The 15,026-nt window shown below is 69.9% G+C and carries 15 protein-coding genes and 1 pseudogene; 10 read left to right on the plus strand and 6 right to left on the minus strand.

Annotation, left to right across the window (positions count from 1 at the left end; translation table 11 throughout):
* A pseudogene (locus H5397_RS18535) lies at positions 1-757 on the minus strand (IS3 family transposase); the annotation flags it as partial.
* A 197-nt stretch (positions 758-954) separates the two neighbouring features.
* Between H5397_RS18535 and H5397_RS15240 the strand changes: the two are divergent.
* Positions 955-1,671, plus strand: coding sequence for a DUF4143 domain-containing protein (locus H5397_RS15240; RefSeq protein ID WP_220492335.1), 717 nt, complete (start codon positions 955-957; stop codon positions 1,669-1,671).
* A 464-nt stretch (positions 1,672-2,135) separates the two neighbouring features.
* Here the strand turns inward: H5397_RS15240 and H5397_RS15245 are convergent, their stop codons facing one another.
* The 4 genes from H5397_RS15245 to glpA are packed head-to-tail and all read right to left on the minus strand — an operon-like array spanning position 2,136 to position 7,010.
* Positions 2,136-2,927 (minus strand): HAD-IIA family hydrolase, encoded by a 792-nt coding sequence (locus tag H5397_RS15245; RefSeq protein WP_182818471.1) that lies wholly within the window; start codon positions 2,925-2,927, stop codon positions 2,136-2,138.
* Entirely contained in the window at positions 2,924-4,195 is a 1,272-nt protein-coding gene (locus H5397_RS15250) for an anaerobic glycerol-3-phosphate dehydrogenase subunit C (protein WP_131167949.1), read from the minus strand. The genes H5397_RS15245 and H5397_RS15250 overlap by 4 nt, the downstream gene beginning before the upstream one ends.
* Positions 4,192-5,436 (minus strand): glycerol-3-phosphate dehydrogenase subunit GlpB, encoded by a 1,245-nt coding sequence (glpB, locus tag H5397_RS15255; RefSeq protein WP_182818472.1) that lies wholly within the window; start codon positions 5,434-5,436, stop codon positions 4,192-4,194. Before glpB ends, H5397_RS15250 begins: the two co-directional genes overlap by 4 nt.
* Positions 5,433-7,010: an anaerobic glycerol-3-phosphate dehydrogenase subunit GlpA gene (gene glpA, locus H5397_RS15260; protein ID WP_182818473.1), complete on the minus strand. Its 1,578-nt coding sequence runs from the start codon at positions 7,008-7,010 to the stop codon at positions 5,433-5,435. The genes glpB and glpA overlap by 4 nt, the downstream gene beginning before the upstream one ends.
* Before the next feature lie 185 nt (positions 7,011-7,195).
* Here glpA and H5397_RS15265 point away from each other — a divergent pair, with 185 nt between their 5' ends.
* The 8 genes from H5397_RS15265 to H5397_RS15300 are packed head-to-tail and all read left to right on the plus strand — an operon-like array spanning position 7,196 to position 14,160.
* Positions 7,196-9,097: a PRD domain-containing protein gene (locus H5397_RS15265; protein WP_182818474.1), complete on the plus strand. Its 1,902-nt coding sequence runs from the start codon at positions 7,196-7,198 to the stop codon at positions 9,095-9,097.
* A gap of 8 nt (positions 9,098-9,105) precedes the next feature.
* Complete coding sequence (locus H5397_RS15270) at positions 9,106-9,564, plus strand: transcriptional regulator GutM (protein ID WP_131167945.1); 459 nt, start codon at positions 9,106-9,108, stop codon at positions 9,562-9,564.
* Positions 9,565-9,613: 49 nt separating this feature from the next.
* The gene (locus H5397_RS15275) at positions 9,614-10,165 is read left to right on the plus strand and encodes a PTS glucitol/sorbitol transporter subunit IIC (protein ID WP_131167944.1); all 552 of its coding nucleotides are present in this window, start codon (positions 9,614-9,616) and stop codon (positions 10,163-10,165) included.
* A gap of 5 nt (positions 10,166-10,170) precedes the next feature.
* A complete protein-coding gene (locus H5397_RS15280) occupies positions 10,171-11,259 on the plus strand; it encodes a PTS glucitol/sorbitol transporter subunit IIB (RefSeq protein ID WP_131167943.1) in 1,089 nt (362 codons plus the stop codon).
* 19 nt (positions 11,260-11,278) lie between these two features.
* Positions 11,279-11,644 (plus strand): PTS glucitol/sorbitol transporter subunit IIA, encoded by a 366-nt coding sequence (locus tag H5397_RS15285; protein WP_131167942.1) that lies wholly within the window; start codon positions 11,279-11,281, stop codon positions 11,642-11,644.
* Positions 11,641-11,898, plus strand: coding sequence for an HPr family phosphocarrier protein (locus H5397_RS15290; protein WP_131167941.1), 258 nt, complete (start codon positions 11,641-11,643; stop codon positions 11,896-11,898). Before H5397_RS15285 ends, H5397_RS15290 begins: the two co-directional genes overlap by 4 nt.
* 52 nt (positions 11,899-11,950) lie before the next feature.
* Positions 11,951-13,297 (plus strand): sn-glycerol-1-phosphate dehydrogenase, encoded by a 1,347-nt coding sequence (locus tag H5397_RS15295; protein ID WP_182818475.1) that lies wholly within the window; start codon positions 11,951-11,953, stop codon positions 13,295-13,297.
* Positions 13,298-13,326: 29 nt separating this feature from the next.
* A complete protein-coding gene (locus H5397_RS15300; RefSeq protein WP_131167939.1) occupies positions 13,327-14,160 on the plus strand; it encodes an HAD-IIA family hydrolase in 834 nt (277 codons plus the stop codon).
* 41 nt (positions 14,161-14,201) lie between these two features.
* Here H5397_RS15300 and H5397_RS15305 read toward each other — a convergent pair whose 3' ends face one another.
* Entirely contained in the window at positions 14,202-14,408 is a 207-nt protein-coding gene (locus tag H5397_RS15305; RefSeq protein ID WP_220492336.1) for a DUF664 domain-containing protein, read from the minus strand.
* Between the two features lie 79 nt (positions 14,409-14,487).
* Between H5397_RS15305 and H5397_RS15310 the strand changes: the two genes are divergently transcribed.
* Positions 14,488-14,886, plus strand: coding sequence for an HNH endonuclease (locus tag H5397_RS15310; protein WP_131170267.1), 399 nt, complete (start codon positions 14,488-14,490; stop codon positions 14,884-14,886).
* The last annotated feature ends 140 nt before the right edge of the window (positions 14,887-15,026 follow it).

Genomic DNA, 15,026 nt, shown 5'->3' on the forward strand with positions numbered 1-15,026 from the left:
ATCACCCACGTCTGGTTCGGGGCCTCAGCGGTGAAGTCGCGGTTGAGCAGGTCACCGGCCCGCCGGCCGTCCGCGGCCGGGATCGTGGTCCGGATCCCCTTGGCCCGGCGGACACCGGCCAGACCCAGGGCCCGCATCGCCCGGTCCACCGACCCCGGCGACGTGCCGGGCAGGCGACGCCGGACCAGGGCGGTCATCTTCCGGCGTCCGTACAACCCCTCCGGCGCCAGCCGACGCCGGCCCTGATCATCCACCGTCCAGGCCAGGTCACGGACCGTGTCGAGGACCACCGCGTCGCTGACCGTCCGCGCCGCGACCCGCCGGCCGGGCTGCTTCCACGCCCGGTAGGAACGCACGGCGACCTGACAGCCCTGCTCGGACAGGACCCTGCAGACCGACTCGACCGTGTGCCCCAGACTGCGCATCTCGTCAACGAAGGCGACGATCAACGACTGCGGGGGTCGAGTTCCCCCGCGAAGAAAATCGAGGCCCGACGCAGGATCTCGTTGTCCTCCTCCAACCGGCGCACCCTGGCCCTCAACTCCTTGATCTGGTCCAGCTCCTCACTCGTGACACCGTGGCGTTGACCACCATCGACCTGCGCCTGGACCACCCACCGGCGCACCGACTCCTTCCCCACCCCCTCCCGGCGGGCCACGGCTTCGGCCGCAGCCGTCAACGACGGGTACTCCGCCAGATGGTCAAGCACCAGCCGCACGCAGCGCTCCTTGACCTTCGCATCGATCCTCTTCGGCATGAACAACATCCTTCCAACTCACAAGGATGCGGCAGAGAACCTAGGGCGCTTCAAGGGTCGTGACTTCGCTGTCATGCCCAGAGTCGGACGTCTGCGTTGGCGGCGGATTGCGAACAGACCGATTGTGGACGCCCCCCGTCCCGATAGGCGGCACCTCGCGGTCAATCGAACGTTCCGGACCATCGCCAGATCGGGGCTTGGCGACTCACGGACGCCGGGCCTCGCACCATCCTCGCTCCGGCCTGGTCGATGGGGACCCCACGGGCCGTCCGCGCGTCAACCTCGCGCGACTCGCGTTCTCGGCGAGTGCGAAGATTGGAGCGTGGGAAGGGCTATGGCGCGCAAGAAGAGAATGCGAGGGCGACAAGCCGGCCCGGCAGACCGCCGACATCTACCGCCAGCACCTACAACGGATCTTCCTGCTCGACCCGATCGAGGCGTGGACGCCGGCGTTCGCCCCGCTGAAGCGACTCACCCACTCCCCCAAGCACCACCTGGTTGACCCCGCCCTGGCCGCCCGCCTCGTCGGCGTCGGCAAGACAGGACTCCTCCGAGGACAAGGAAACCGCGTCCACGCAGCCACCGGCACCTGGCTCGGGGCACTGTTCGAGTCATTGGCCGCCCAATCGGTTCGCGTCTACGCCGAAGCAGCCGACGCCCACGTCGGACACCTACGCACCAAGAACACCGACCACGAAATCGACCTCATCGTCGAAACGGCCGACCGCTCCACCGTTGGGATCGAGGTCAAACTCACCGACACCATCAGACCCGCCGACGTCGAGCACCTGAACTGGCTTGGCGAACAACTCGGCGACCGCCTCGTCGACCGCATGATCATCTACACCGGCAAACACGCCTACCGCCGCCCCGACGGCATCGCCGTCGTCCCCCTCGCACTCCTCGGACCCTGAATCACCCGGCACACTGAACCGCATCACCCAAACCGGTTCCCGGCCTTGATCCATCCCCGGTTGCTGGGCCGTGGTGGCCGGCACCGGGGTGGACCAGGGAAGATCAACTGAGGAAGATGGCCGCGGAAATTAATGGCCCCCTGACAAGGTCTTTTGACGGGCCTTCGCCATGTCGTCACCCCTTTGTCGTGGGGAATGCGTGGGGAATAGCTCAGCACCCGAGACCCGCGCGGGGCTCGCGTCCAAGGCTGTGCCTCAGCGGCATCCAGACGTCACCGCCGCGAGTTTGGTTGATTGCAGGCCTGCCACCCAGTCGATGGTCGGGCCGCAGAACACCCGAGCGGCGTTTCTCGCACTGCATCGCGGCCTCCCGTCATGGGCCCAGACAAGCCAGTCACCGCCATAACGGGTGGCGACTGCAACCGGTGGACAGCCATGGACACCTCGGCGTCTCTTCGAGTGACTCAGAGCTGGTCGAGCAACTCGGCCACTGACGAGACGACCTGGTCCGGGCGGAAGGGATACGTCTCCACGTCAGCCATGGTCGTCAGGCCGCTGAGCACCAGCACCGTGTGCAGCCCGGCCTCCATGCCGGCCACGATGTCGGTGTCCATGCGGTCTCCGATCATCGCGGTGGTTTCAGAGTGGGCGGCGATGCGGTTCATTGCGGACCGGAACATCATGGGGTTGGGCTTGCCGACCACGTAGGGCTTGCGTTTCGTGGCCTCGGTGATCATGGCTGCCACGGCTCCGGTTGCGGCGACGACGCCGTCGGCCGACGGCCCCGTGGCGTCGGGGTTGGTGACGATGTAGCGCGCTCCCGCCATCACCAGTCGGATGGCTCTGGTGATCGCCTCGAACGAGTAGTTGCGTGTCTCTCCGAGTACGACGTAGTCGGGGTCGACGTCGGTGAGGACGAAGCCGGCGTCGTGGAGGGCGGTGGTGAGTCCGGCCTCCCCGATGACGTAGGCGGTCTTCTTGCCGGGTTGGCCGGCCAGGAAGGCAGCGGTCGCCATCGCGGAGGTCCACAGGTTTTCCTCCGGGACGTGCAATCCCGCGCGCTCGAGCCGTGCCGCCAGGTCTCGCGGCGTCCACGTGGAGTTGTTGGTGAGCACCAGGAATCGCCGCGACGTCGCGATCCAGCTGTCGATCAGCTCGACGGCTCCGGGCAGGGCGCGGTCCTCGTGGACCAGCACTCCGTCCATGTCCGTGAGCCAGCACTCGATGTCGTGCGGGGTTCGCGCGGGGCGGGTCATGGCGTCACCGCGCCCAGCCCGTAAGCCTGGTGTACGAGCACGATGGGATGCACAGTGCGCACACCGGTGGAGTTCTCGATCTGCCAGCGGCAGGTCTCGGTGTCGCAGGCCGCGAGGCCCTGCTCGGTCTGTTTCACCATGTCGAACAGTGGCTTGCCGACGGCTTGGGCGATGTCGTACTTCTCCTTCTTGAGGCCGTAGGTACCCGCGATGCCGCAGCAGGTGGCGTTGCTGTCGACCACCTCGAGGCCGGGGATCAGCCGCAGCAGGTCGAACGCAGGCGTCCCCATGCCCTGGCTCTTCAGCTGGCAGGGGGCGTGGTAGGGCAGCCGCTGCTTGATCGGCTCGAAGTCGGTGGGCAGCTCGCCCGCCTCGTGCAGCTCCATGAGGAACTCCGAGATCTCCCGGATCCGCGTGCCGACGTCGGCCAGTTCGGTGTCGTGTAGGCCGAGGATCTCGTGGGCCTCGTGCTTGAGCATGCCGGTGCAGCTGCCGGCGGTGCTGACGATGGTGAGGTCGGTTCCGGCGGAGCGCAGCGCCTTCACCAGTGCGCGCACCGACTTCGTCGCCTGTTCGAACAGGCCGTTGCTCTGCTCGGCGAGGCCGCAGCAACCCTGGGGGGGCACGAGCACCTCGTAGCCAAGGTGTTCGAGCACTTCGATGGCCTTCTTCGCGGCGTCCACCTCGAAGTAGCCGCCGGCGCAGCCGTGGAAGTAGACCAACGCTCCGCGGGTGGGTGCCTTGGCCGGGGCGGGCCGCTTCTTCAGCCAGGTGTGCAACGACTGGGTGCGCGCGGTGGGCATGGGGGCGCCGCGGTGGACGCCGACGACTTTCTCCATGGCGAAGCGGGCCAGCTTGTTGTCGAGCACGGCGTTGGCGAGGGGGGCGACCGGCGTCATCGCCTGGCCCATGAGGACGGTCTGGGTGATGATCCGGTCCCGGATCGGGACGCCGTGTTCGGCCTTCATGACGGCCCGGGCCAGCGAGTTGAGCTCGGCCACGTTGACGCCTTGGGGGCAGACGACGCTGCAGGTGCCGCAGCTGGAGCAGTAGTCGACGGAGTGGTCGACGGAGTCCCCGTCGCGGAACCGTTCGGCCTGGGGGCCGACGAACTTCGGCCCCGAGAACAGCGGTGTCACCGCCGCCACCGGGCAGCTGGTCTCGCAGATCGTGCACTTGACGCACTGGTCGAGGCTCATGCGGTTGAGCTCGTTGTTGAGCCGCTCGCGCAGGTGCTGGGCCCGCTCGGCCCTGGACTTCTCGCTCATCGTGTTCCTCCGGTGATGTGGTCGGCGGCCCGGACGGCCGTGGCGACGGCGATCCCGTCTCCCGACTTCTCGCGCCAGCGCTCGGCGCCGGCGATGAGGCCGCCGGCCACGTACAGGTTGGGGTGGACGGCCGCACCGGCGGCGTCCACGGGTCGGCCGGCGGCGTCGGTGCGGACGCCGACGGCGAAGAGGGGGTGGGGCCCCCAGTAGGTGGCCGGGATCAGCGGCCCCGCGTCGGTGGCGGTCAGGGGCAGTCCGAACACCGGTTCCGAGATCGCACCGAAGGAATCCACCTCGAGTGCACCGCTCTCGAACCCGCCCGGGGCGTACACGAACGCGTCGGCCCGGAGCTGGCGCGGGCCGCCGGCGGCGGCGAGGGTGACGGACGCCACGGCGTCCGCCTCCAGGGTGCGGCCGACGATCCGGCTGCCGGTGATGATCCGGACGCCGGCGGCGCGCACCAGCGCGAGCAGCGCCTCGTACAGCCTCAGTCCCGGCACGGAGGGGGGCGGGAGTGGAATCTCGCACACGTCGCGTCCGACCACCTCGGCGACCTGGCGCCACACCCCGCTGCGGCGCACGCCCAGCAAGGCGGGCAGGGCCACGACGTCGCCGGGACCGGCAGCGGCGGCGACCGCGCGGGCGAACCGGGCCGCGAAGGCCTCCTCGTCGAGGGCGCGGGCGTAGGTGAGGGGGCTGGGGTCGGCCTCCCCCGGGCGGGCGGGCAGGTCGACCCACGCCGCACTCGCCGCGAGCGCTCCGCCGTCGGGGGCGGTGCTGCGGGCCAGGTTGCCGGCCACCAGGTCGGCGGGGAAGTCCTTCAGCTGCCGGACGCCGACGACCGCGTAGCTGCGGCCCCCGATCGCATCCCCGGCCACCATCGAGGGCTGCGCCAGGGCTGTGGGCCGCAGGGCGCCGACCGCCGTGGGCAGGTGGAGGTTGCGGGCGGGGTCGCCCACGAGCAGTTCGGGGCCGAGGGCCCCGGCCAGCCATGCGGCGGCCGCACCGACGGCGTCCGCACCTATCGACGCGTACGGGTGGTCGGACGCCACGGCGGCGACGGCTTCCAGGGGGCGCTCGACCCGCTCGGGCGTGTAGCCGAGGATGTCGAGGGTGCCCTGGGACAGCTGCAGGCCGCCGGGGCCCTTGGTGACGAGCATGACCGACCGGCCGCTGCGGGCGAGCCGCAGGGCTGCGGTCAGGCCGGCGAGCCCGGCGCCGATGACGACGACGTCGCTCATCGCACGACCTCCTGTTCGGGGTGGGGCAGGTGCTCGACGTCGAGGGTGCCTGCGAAGATCCAGTGGTCCAGCGCGGTCTGCCGCACCTGTGGCCCGTAGAGGATGGGCCACAGCCCGATCCACCGGTGTTTGAGGAAGAGTCGCAGCAGCCCGGTCGCGCGTTCGGCGTCCGCGACCTGCTCGGAGCAGGCGATCCCGGCCGCCCGCGCGGCGCAGAAACCGCCCTGGCACGGGCCCATCCCGAGACGGAGCTGGCGACGCAGGTCGTCCAGGGTCGCGTTGGGTTGCGCGTGGAGGGCGTCGACGAGCATCGAGCGGCTCATCAGCTCGCACTCGCAGACGATCGGGTCGTCGAGCCGGTCCGCCTCACGCTCCTCGAGCCGGTGGGTCACGGCGTACAGTCGCCGGTCCTCGCTACCCGGGATCACCTCGTCGGCGGTCCGGCAGGGGCGGTTCTCGCCGAGCTGGTCGCCCATGGCATCGACGATGTGTTCCGCCATGAGGCGGTAGGTGGTCAGTTTGCCGCCGCCGATGGTGAGCATGCCCGACAGCCCGTCGCGCTCGGAATGGTCGATGACCGCCATGCCGCGGCTCATGTTCCGGGTGTCGTGGGCGGCGACTCGGTCGTCCTTGATCAGGGGCCGCGAGCCCGACCAGGCGTGCAGCGCACGCGCCGTCCGGAAGCCGGGGATCATCGCCTCGCCGGCGTCCAGCATCTGCTGGACCTCGTCGCGTGGGATCGGCAGGTGGTCCGGGTCGGACTCGTGGATGTCGGTGGTGCCGATGATCGACACCGTGTGCACCGGTACGAGGATGTCGCCGTCGGTGGGGTAGACGCAGCGATTGATGACCGTGTTCACGATCCGGTGGTTCATCGCGATCATGATGCCGCGGCCCGCCACCACCTCCACCTCGCGGGCGCCGGCCATCGCCGCGATCTGGCCCGCCCAGGGACCGGCGCAGTTCAGCACGAACGAGCACTCGATGCGGACGTCCTCGCCGCCCTTCTCGTCGCGGCACAGCACGGCCGACACCCGGCCGCCCTCGCGCTCGATGCGGGTGACGCGGTGGTAGGTGAGCACCTTGGCCCCGTGGGACATGGCCGAACGCGCCGCCCCCCAGACCAGCTGCCAGCCGTCGACCGAACCGTCAGCCACCTCGATGGCCCGCTGGATGCCCGGATGGAGCCGCGGCTCGCGGCGGAGCGCCTCGGCCACGCTGATCTCTGTCGCGGGGACGCCGGTCTTCGCAGCGCCGGCCAGGAACTGGTCGGCGTAGGACGGGTCGTCCCCGGGCAGCGTCACGAAGAAGCCACCGGTGTCCTCGACCGCCGCAGACTGGATGCGACGCAGGATCGCGTTCTCCTCGGCGCACTCGGTCGCCGACTGGGGATCGCTCACCACGTAGCGGCCACCGGAGTGCAGCAGTCCGTGGAATCTGCCGGTGGTGCCCTGTCCCAGGTCCACCCGCTCCACCAGAACCGCGCGGTAGCCACGCAGCGCGGCGTCGCGCACGACGCCCAGCCCGGTCGATCCGCCGCCGATCACGACGACGTCCGTCTCAAGACGTTTCACGGTGTTCCTCCTGGGTTGCTTGCTGCCCCCCACCCTGTCCCTGCCCGGATCCGGTGGGCAACCGGAATTCGGTCGCTCCTGCGGCGCACGGTGCCCCGATCCCCGGCCTATTCAAGGCTCCCCCCCAAGCCCCCACCGGGTTACGTTCATGTCACCCACAGCGGACCGAGCCGGAAGGAGGAGAGATGAATCGAGCGGTCACCATCCTGAGCCAGTTGGAGTCGTCCGACTCCACCACGCGGGAGGAGCTGGCGCGGCGCTGCGGCGTCGGGGTCCGCACCATCGCGTCCGAGATCGCCCACCTCAACAAGGCCCTCGAGGGTGCCGCCTCCATCCGCCTGGCCGATGGACGTTACCGCCTGCTCATCGTGGACGCCGGGGCCTACGGACGCGGACGTGAGCGCCTGGCGACGGTGCGCGAGTCGTTCAACGATCCGCAGTGGCGGGCGGCGTGGATCCTCGCCCGCCTGCTGCGCAGCGAGGTGCCGGTCCGCACGGAGGACCTCGCCCTCGAGATGCGGCTCGGCCGCACCAGCGTGGTGGCCGACGTCGCGGACGTCCGCACGCTGCTCTCCCCCTTCGGGGTGACCATCGAAGGACGCACCCGCGTCGGCCTGCAGCTGGCCGGGCCCGAGGCGGGCATCCGGCTGGCGGTCCTCGACCACGCCTACGCGGCGGCCTACCGGGACTACCCGCTCGGCGACGACCTGCAGGCTGCGGTCGAGGAGGTCCTCGCGGCGTACCGGCTGGGCAGCGAGAGCCGTGCGCTCGTGCTGCGCTGGGTCACCGTCGTGCTCGACCGGCACCTCACCGGCCACGACCTCGGCGCCCTGCCCGCCACCTACCACGACCTGCTCGACACGCCCGCCCACGACCTGGCCCGCGCCCTGGCCGCCCGCCTCGAACCACTGCTCGGCGAACGGCTCCCCGACGAGGAGGTGTTGTTCCTGGCCCTTTCCGCCGCGGGTCTGCGGATGGTCGTGGACGACGGACCCACCGGTGTCTGGCCGACGGCGGCGGCCGCGGGCGAACTCGTGGGGCGCATCCTGGAGCGCATCACCGACGAGATGGACGTGCGCCTGGCGCCGTCGGAACTCACCCAGGAGTTCAGCCAGCACCTCACCTTCCTACTCAACCGGATGCGTTTCGGGCTGCGCCTCGCACCCGACACGCAGGGCGGACGCCTCCGGGACGAGTACCCCGCGGCATCGCGGATGGCGACGATCGCCGGGGACGTGATCGAGCGCGAGACCGGGCTGGCCGTCGAGGCCGGCGAACTCTCGCTGCTCACCACCTACTTCCAGGTGTTCCTGGCCGAGCATGCGTCCAAGGGCAGCCGCGACCTGGTCGTCACGATCGTGTCGGGGCGGGGCCCGGCGACGGCCCGCCTGGTGCGGGCCAACCTGGAGTCGGTCCTGCCGGCGGGCACCCGCTACAGCATCGTGCCGGACGCCGCCCCCGGCGACCTGGACGACAGTGACCTCGTCGTCACCACCCCGGGGACCCGCGCCGCGACGCGGCGTCCGACGCTGGAACTGGGCGAGGTCTTCGACCGTCAGGCCGTCCTCCGCCGGCTGCACGCGCTCCGCGTGCCGGCGCACGGACCGCTGTCCCACGGGGCGTCGGCCGGGTCGTTCCTGGCGGCCCTGCTGGATGAGGGCCGGTTCGTGCGGTTGCCCGCGGGCTGCGACTACCGGGAGGGCACCCAGCGTTTGGTCGCGCGCCTGACCGAGCGAGGCCTGGTGGGTGCGGAGTTCGCCGCCGCGATCGCCGCCCGCGAGGACCGCGCCACCATGCAGCTCGATGACCAGATCGGATTCCCCCACGCCACCGACCCGACGATCGCCAGCCCCGTGTGTGCCCTCGGGGTGGTCCCACGGTCCGACGGGGAGGCCGGTGTCCGGGTCATCGTGTGCCTCGCCGTTCCCGCGAAGCTCGCCTACGACGACACCCTGCTGATCCGTGTCTACGACGAAGTGATCCGCCTGGGCGCCAACCGGCCGGCCCTCGCCAAGCTCTCGAGACTCACCAGCTACGAGCAGTTCTTCTACTTCATGGAGAACCTCGCCACCGGTCCCACCACCTGAGGAGCAACATGTTCTGGACCTTCCTGATCGGCTTCGCCGTGCTCTACCTCACCCAAACGGTGCTGGGGCTGAGGCAGTCGAAGAACTTCGCCGACACGTTCACCGCGATGCGCCGCCGCGGCAAGGTCGCTCTCGGCAAGAAGCAGGGCCTGCTCGTGGCCGGCGCGCTGGTGCTGTTCCTGCTCGACGACGCCGGCCACATCGTCGAGGGCCGCAAGCTCTCCGGCGTCACCGTGCTCTCGCGGTTCAAGACGTTCGACGTCTACAACGGCCTGCAGTTGGCCGACCTCGCCCCCGAGGGCGACCGCCGCTTCAGCAAGCCGCTCCGTGGCGCCGTCGCCAACGCCCGCGACAACTACCGCACCGTCCTGGCCGGCGGGAAGCCGCTGGACCCACCCGGACCCTTCGCCCAGGTCGGCCTCCGGCTCGGACGCCTCTTCGGACGCCGCCCCGCCACCGCGGCCTGACCCCCCAACGCCCACGCGTACCACCCGCATTATCGAAAGGAGTTGAATCATGGACATCCTCGTTCACGCCGCTGAATGGTTCGTCGGCCTCTTCCAGGCCGGTGCCACCGTCTTCATCAGCTGGATGGGCAGCATCGTTCCCCTCGTGCTCATGCTGCTGATCGCCATGAACTCGCTGATCCAGCTGATCGGTGAGGACAAGATCAACCGGTTCGCCGGCAAGGCCGCCCACAACCCGGTCAGCCGCTACATGCTGCTGCCCTTCGTCGGCGCCTTCATGCTGGCCAACCCGATGGTCCACTCGCTCGGCCGCTTCCTGCCTGAGCGTTACAAGCCCAGCTACTTCGCGAGCGCCGCCCAGTTCTGCCACACCAGCAACGGCGTATTCCCGCACATCAACCCTGCCGAGCTGTTCATCTGGCTCGGCATCGCCCAGGGAGTCACCACGCTCGGCCTGAGCACGGGCCCCCTGGCCATCCGGTACCTCCTGGTGGGTCTCGTCATGAACTTCGTGGCTGGTTGGGTGACCGACTTCACCACCGCCTATGTCAGCAAGCAGCAGGGTGTCGTGCTGAGCGCCGAACCCCACGTGGAAGGGTGACGCACATGTCCCAGTACCGCACCATCGTGATCGAGCGGGGCAGTGGCGGCTTCGGTGGCCCGCTGACCCTGACGCCCACCGAGCAGAAGAACAAGGTGCTCTACATCGTCGGCGGCGGCATGCGCCCCGACGTGGTGGACCGCATCTGCGAGCTCTCCGGGGCGGAGGCCGTCAACGGCTTCAGCACCAGCATCCCCGACGACGAGGTCTTCGCCGCGGTGATCGACTGCGGCGGCACCCTCCGCTGTGGCCTGTACCCCAAGAAGGGCATCCCGACGATCAACGTCATGCCGACCGGCAAGACGGGCCCTCTGGCGCAGTTCATCAACGAGGACATCTACGTGTCCGCGGTGGGCAACGTCCAGGTGCGACTGGCCGACGAGTCGGAGGCCGTGGCGGCCTCTGAGGCCTCTGCGGCAGCTCCGGCAGCAGCCGCAGGGGCGGCGGCGGCCACCGGCGCCTCGGCGTCCGGGCAGGCTGCCGGCGGCGGAGCCAAGTTCGCGGTCCAAGGCGAGTGGACCACCGACAAGAAGATCAGCCAGACGATCGCCGCGAAGAAGAACAAGTCGATCCTCGAGAAGATCGGCCTCGGCGCCGGCCGCGTCGTGTCCATCTTCTACCAGGCGGCCCGCGACGCCGTGCAGACGATGCTCAGCACCGTCATCCCATTCATGGGCTTCGTCGCCATGCTGATCGGCATCATCCAGGCCTCGGGCTTCGGCACCTGGTTCTCCAACATGTTGACGCCGCTCGCGGGCTCGGGTATCGGACTGATCGTGCTCGGCTTCATCTGCTCGCTGCCGTTCCTGTCGCCGCTGCTTGGCCCCGGCGCCGTCATCGGCCAGATCATCGGCACCCTCATCGGCGTGGAGATCGGCAAGGGCACCATCCACCCGAGCCTCGCCCTGCCCGCGCTGTTCGCCATCAACACCCAGAACGCCGCCGACTTCATCCCCGTCGGACTGGGCCTGGCCGAGGCGGAGACCGAGACGGTCGAGGTCGGCGTCCCGTCGGTCCTCTACTCCCGGTTCCTGACCGGCGTCCCCCGCGTCGCCGTCGCCTGGCTCGCCAGCATCGGCCTCTACTCCTCCTGACCACGAAAGGATCACCCTCATGACCGAGACGTACCGCACCACCGTCACCGCGGCCGGACCGGAGGCCACCGCCTTCATCGGCCAGGGCATGTTCGTCACCTTCGGCGAGGACGCCCCCGACGCCTTGAAGGAGTTCTGCTTCATCATCGACGCCTCGGCGCGGACGACGCAGGACATCGAGGTGGGCCAGGTACTCGTGCTCGACGGCACGAGCTACCCCATCACGGCCGTCGGCGACGTGGCCCGCCAGAACCTCGACGCCCTCGGGCATGTCACGGTGAACGTGGACGGTGCCGACAAGGCCAAGATGCACGGCGCGATCCACGTCCGCGGAGAGCAGATGCCCCAGCTCGACGTCGGCAGCACGATCGCCATCGAGGCGTGATCCACCGCGAGGTGGTCGTGGGTCACGAACTGGGCGTCCACGCCCTCGTGGCCCACGACCTCGCCGAACAGGCCGCCCACTTCGACAGCAGCCTGTTCCTCCGCACCGGGGGCCGGAGCGCGAGCCTGCGCAACGTCGTGGACGTGCTCGCCCTGGGCCTGCGCCACGGTGACCGGGTCTCGATCTGGGCAGACGGACTCGACGAGTCCGAGGCCCTCGAGGCCACCGCCGACATCCTCCAGTCCTCCCCCTGACCACGCGGCCCACCGATCACCCGGCCCGCCGCCACCCACCGAAGGAAGCACCATGACCAACCAAGCCATCGCCGACGGACTGCGGCACGCGAGCGACACCCGCGTGATCGAGGTCGGTCGCGCCATCCTCTCCCGAACCGGCGAGATCCTCGCCCGCTCCCTCGCCCAGCCGGGCCGGCCGCTGTTGATCGTCGCTGACGAGCGCACCTGGGTCGCCGCGGGTGAGGCGGTGGCCGCATCCCTTCAGGCGGCGGGCCTCACCCAGACCGAGCCCCTCGTCTTCCCTGGGACGCCGACCCTGTACGCCGCCTACGAGCACTGCGAGACGATCCGCGAGCGCCTGCGGGAGACCAACGCGCTCGGGGTCGCCGTGGGTGCCGGCACCCTGAACGACCTCGTCAAGCTGGCCTCCGGCGAGCTGGACCAGCCCTACGCGGTGGTCGGTACGGCGGCATCCATGGACGGGTACTCCGGGTTCGGGGCACCCATGAGCCAGGGCGGGGTCAAGATCACGATGCCCTGTCCCGCCCCCGCCGTCGTCCTGTTCGACCTCGACGTCGCCGCCGCCGCTCCCAAGGCCATGGTCGCCTCCGGTTACGGCGACCTCGCGGCCAAGATCCCGGCCGGAGCCGACTGGATCCTGTCCGACGCCATCGGCCTCGACCCGATCGACCCCCTCGCGTGGGACCTCGTGCAGGGAGGGGTTGCGGAGGCGCTCTCCCGGCCGGACGCCCTCGCCGCCGGCGACGCGGACGCCTACGAGGGTCTCGTCGAGGGGCTGCTCCTCTCGGGGCTGGCCATGCAGGTCTACAAGGGCACCCGCCCGGCGTCCGGGGCCGAGCACTACTTCAGCCACCTCTGGGAGCTCGACCACCTGGGGGCAGACCTCGACCCGCCACTCTCCCACGGCTACAAGGTGGCCATCGGCACACTCGCCATGACGGCGTTCTACGAGCGGTTCATGGCCCGAGACCTCGCGGCGATCGACGTGGACGCCGTGGTGGCGGCCTGGCCGACCTGGGACGCCGTCGAGGCCGACATCCGCAGCAAGCTCACCGGCCCGCTCGCCGAGAAGGGCGTCCGGGAGACGCGCGAAAAGTACGTGGACGCCGCCGGGTTGCGGACGCGCGTGCAGACCCTGGTCGACGGCTGGCCGTCGCTGCGTCCCCGCCTCGTCGACCAGTTGATGCCGGCGCGTGACCTGCAGCGCATGCTCGCCGCGGCCGGCACGCCGACACGCCCGGAGGACATCGGCCTCACCCTCGCCGAGCTCAAGGACACGTTCCCCAAGGCGATGTACTACCGCTCGCGCTACACCGTCCTCGACGTGACCCGCGAGATCGGCTGGTTCGACGAGTTGGTGGACGAGGTCTTCGCCCCCGGCGGGCTGTGGACCTGAGCGCGGCACGGATCGAGGAAGCGACAGCCATGCGTCCCGAACGCCTGTACGGCGCCTACGTCTTCGACATGGACGGCACGATCTACCTCGGCGACGAGGTCCTCCCGGGGGTGCGGGAAACCCTCGCGTTCCTGCGGGAGCGCGGCATCCCCCTGCGGTTCCTGTCCAACAACCCCACCAAGGACCCCGAGCAGTACGCAGCCAAACTCGCACGCCTCGGCCTCCCCACCCCAGTGGACGACATCGCCAACACCGTTGTCACCACCGTGCGATGGTTGCGTTCCCACCACCCGGACGCCGTGGTGTTCCCGATCGCGGAGGAGCCCCTCATCCGGGCCCTGCGGGAGGCGGGCGTCCGCCTGAGTGAGGACCCGGCCGAGATCGACATCGTGGTGGCGTCCTACGACCGCACGTTCGACTACCGGAAGCTGCAGATCGCGTTCGACGCCCTGTGGTTCCACAAGCGGGCGATCCTCGTCCAGACCAACCCCGACCGCTACTGCCCCTTCCCCGGCGGACGCGGCGAGCCGGACTGCGCCGCGATCACGGCCGCCATCGAGGCGTGCACCGGCGTCCGCTGCTCAGTGAACCTGGGCAAGCCGGGGGCGATCATGGTCGCAGAGGCGGTGGCCGGCTTGGGAGTCGAGCCCGCCGACGTCCTCATGGTGGGAGACCGCCTGGCCACGGACGTGGCGATGGGCCGGGCCGCCGGCATGGCATCCGTGCTGGTGCTGACCGGCGACAGCACGCCCGAAGAAGCGGAGGCCGCCCCGCCCGAGCAGCGTCCCGACCACATCATCGACACCTTCGACCAACTCGTCCCGGACGCCGTCTGGCGTGCGGCGACGCGGGCAGGCGCCTGATAGCGCTCGACCAGTGAGGCCCGCCGGCCCGGCGACCCGCCTCACTGGTTGCGGCGGGCCAGCAGCTGCTCGCGCAAGATGTCCGCGTGTCCGCAATGCTGGGCCAGCTCACGCAAGACGTGGAGGAGGACCCAGCGAAGCGTGAGACTGCCCCGCCGGTTTCCGGAGAAGACGACATCCCCGGACAGCCCAGCCGACGCAGTGCGCGACAGGCGATGGCGTCGCGGTAGCTGGCCAAGCCCTGACATGCCGCCGGCGGTGCGCTCATGTGATGCGCGCGATGGCCGTGAAGCGTCGATGACCGTCGCTGCGTCGTAGTCTTCGGGAATGGCTGTCGGCAAGACACGCAAGGCCCGCGCGGACCGGCGCCGCAAACGCCGACTGGGCAGCAAGGTCCACGACCTCACCGACTTGCAGTGGGCAGCGTTGAAGGACGCGTGGGCCGGATGCGCGTACTGCGGGGTGACCGACACGCCACTGCAGCGCGACTGCGTCCTGCCGATCTCTCGCGGCGGGCGCTACACCCTCGACAACGTCGTCCCTGCCTGCCGCTCCTGCAACACCAGCAAATGCAATGACGAAGTCACCGGCTGGCTGCGCCGCAAGCGGCTCGACGAACGCACGTTCCTGCTCCGACACCTCGACATTCGCACCACCCTCGTGCAGCAGTCCCTGCGCCGCGGCGCCTGCGCAGTGGTCGCGGAAGTGTCCACACCCATGTCGTGACCGGCACTCCGCCAACGACCGACTTTGAGTTCCTAAGGAAAGTCAAGCTGCCTGAGGGCTCCTAGACTTGGTGGTGGCAGGTCGGGATGTTGGAGCGCTCAGCGACTCCTGAGGCTCCCGGCCTGCCTTGCGTTCGGTGG

It is taken from the genome of Propioniciclava sp. MC1683, from assembly GCF_014164675.1.
In the GTDB taxonomy this organism is placed as follows: Bacteria; Actinomycetota; Actinomycetes; order Propionibacteriales; family Propionibacteriaceae; genus Propioniciclava.

What these genes read in the sequence shown, in the direction of transcription:
- H5397_RS15245 (WP_182818471.1), bottom strand. Translation starts at nt 2,927, where the DNA reads ATGACCCGCCCCGCGCGAACCCCGCACGACATCGAGTGCTGGCTCACG.
- H5397_RS15250 (WP_131167949.1), bottom strand. Translation starts at nt 4,195, where the DNA reads ATGAGCGAGAAGTCCAGGGCCGAGCGGGCCCAGCACCTGCGCGAGCGG.
- glpB (WP_182818472.1), bottom strand. Translation starts at nt 5,436, where the DNA reads ATGAGCGACGTCGTCGTCATCGGCGCCGGGCTCGCCGGCCTGACCGCA.
- H5397_RS15265 (WP_182818474.1), top strand. Translation starts at nt 7,196, where the DNA reads ATGAATCGAGCGGTCACCATCCTGAGCCAGTTGGAGTCGTCCGACTCC.
- H5397_RS15270 (WP_131167945.1), top strand. Translation starts at nt 9,106, where the DNA reads ATGTTCTGGACCTTCCTGATCGGCTTCGCCGTGCTCTACCTCACCCAA.
- H5397_RS15275 (WP_131167944.1), top strand. Translation starts at nt 9,614, where the DNA reads ATGGACATCCTCGTTCACGCCGCTGAATGGTTCGTCGGCCTCTTCCAG.
- H5397_RS15280 (WP_131167943.1), top strand. Translation starts at nt 10,171, where the DNA reads ATGTCCCAGTACCGCACCATCGTGATCGAGCGGGGCAGTGGCGGCTTC.
- H5397_RS15285 (WP_131167942.1), top strand. Translation starts at nt 11,279, where the DNA reads ATGACCGAGACGTACCGCACCACCGTCACCGCGGCCGGACCGGAGGCC.
- H5397_RS15295 (WP_182818475.1), top strand. Translation starts at nt 11,951, where the DNA reads ATGACCAACCAAGCCATCGCCGACGGACTGCGGCACGCGAGCGACACC.
- H5397_RS15300 (WP_131167939.1), top strand. Translation starts at nt 13,327, where the DNA reads ATGCGTCCCGAACGCCTGTACGGCGCCTACGTCTTCGACATGGACGGC.
- H5397_RS15305 (WP_220492336.1), bottom strand. Translation starts at nt 14,408, where the DNA reads ATGTCAGGGCTTGGCCAGCTACCGCGACGCCATCGCCTGTCGCGCACT.
- H5397_RS15310 (WP_131170267.1), top strand. Translation starts at nt 14,488, where the DNA reads ATGGCTGTCGGCAAGACACGCAAGGCCCGCGCGGACCGGCGCCGCAAA.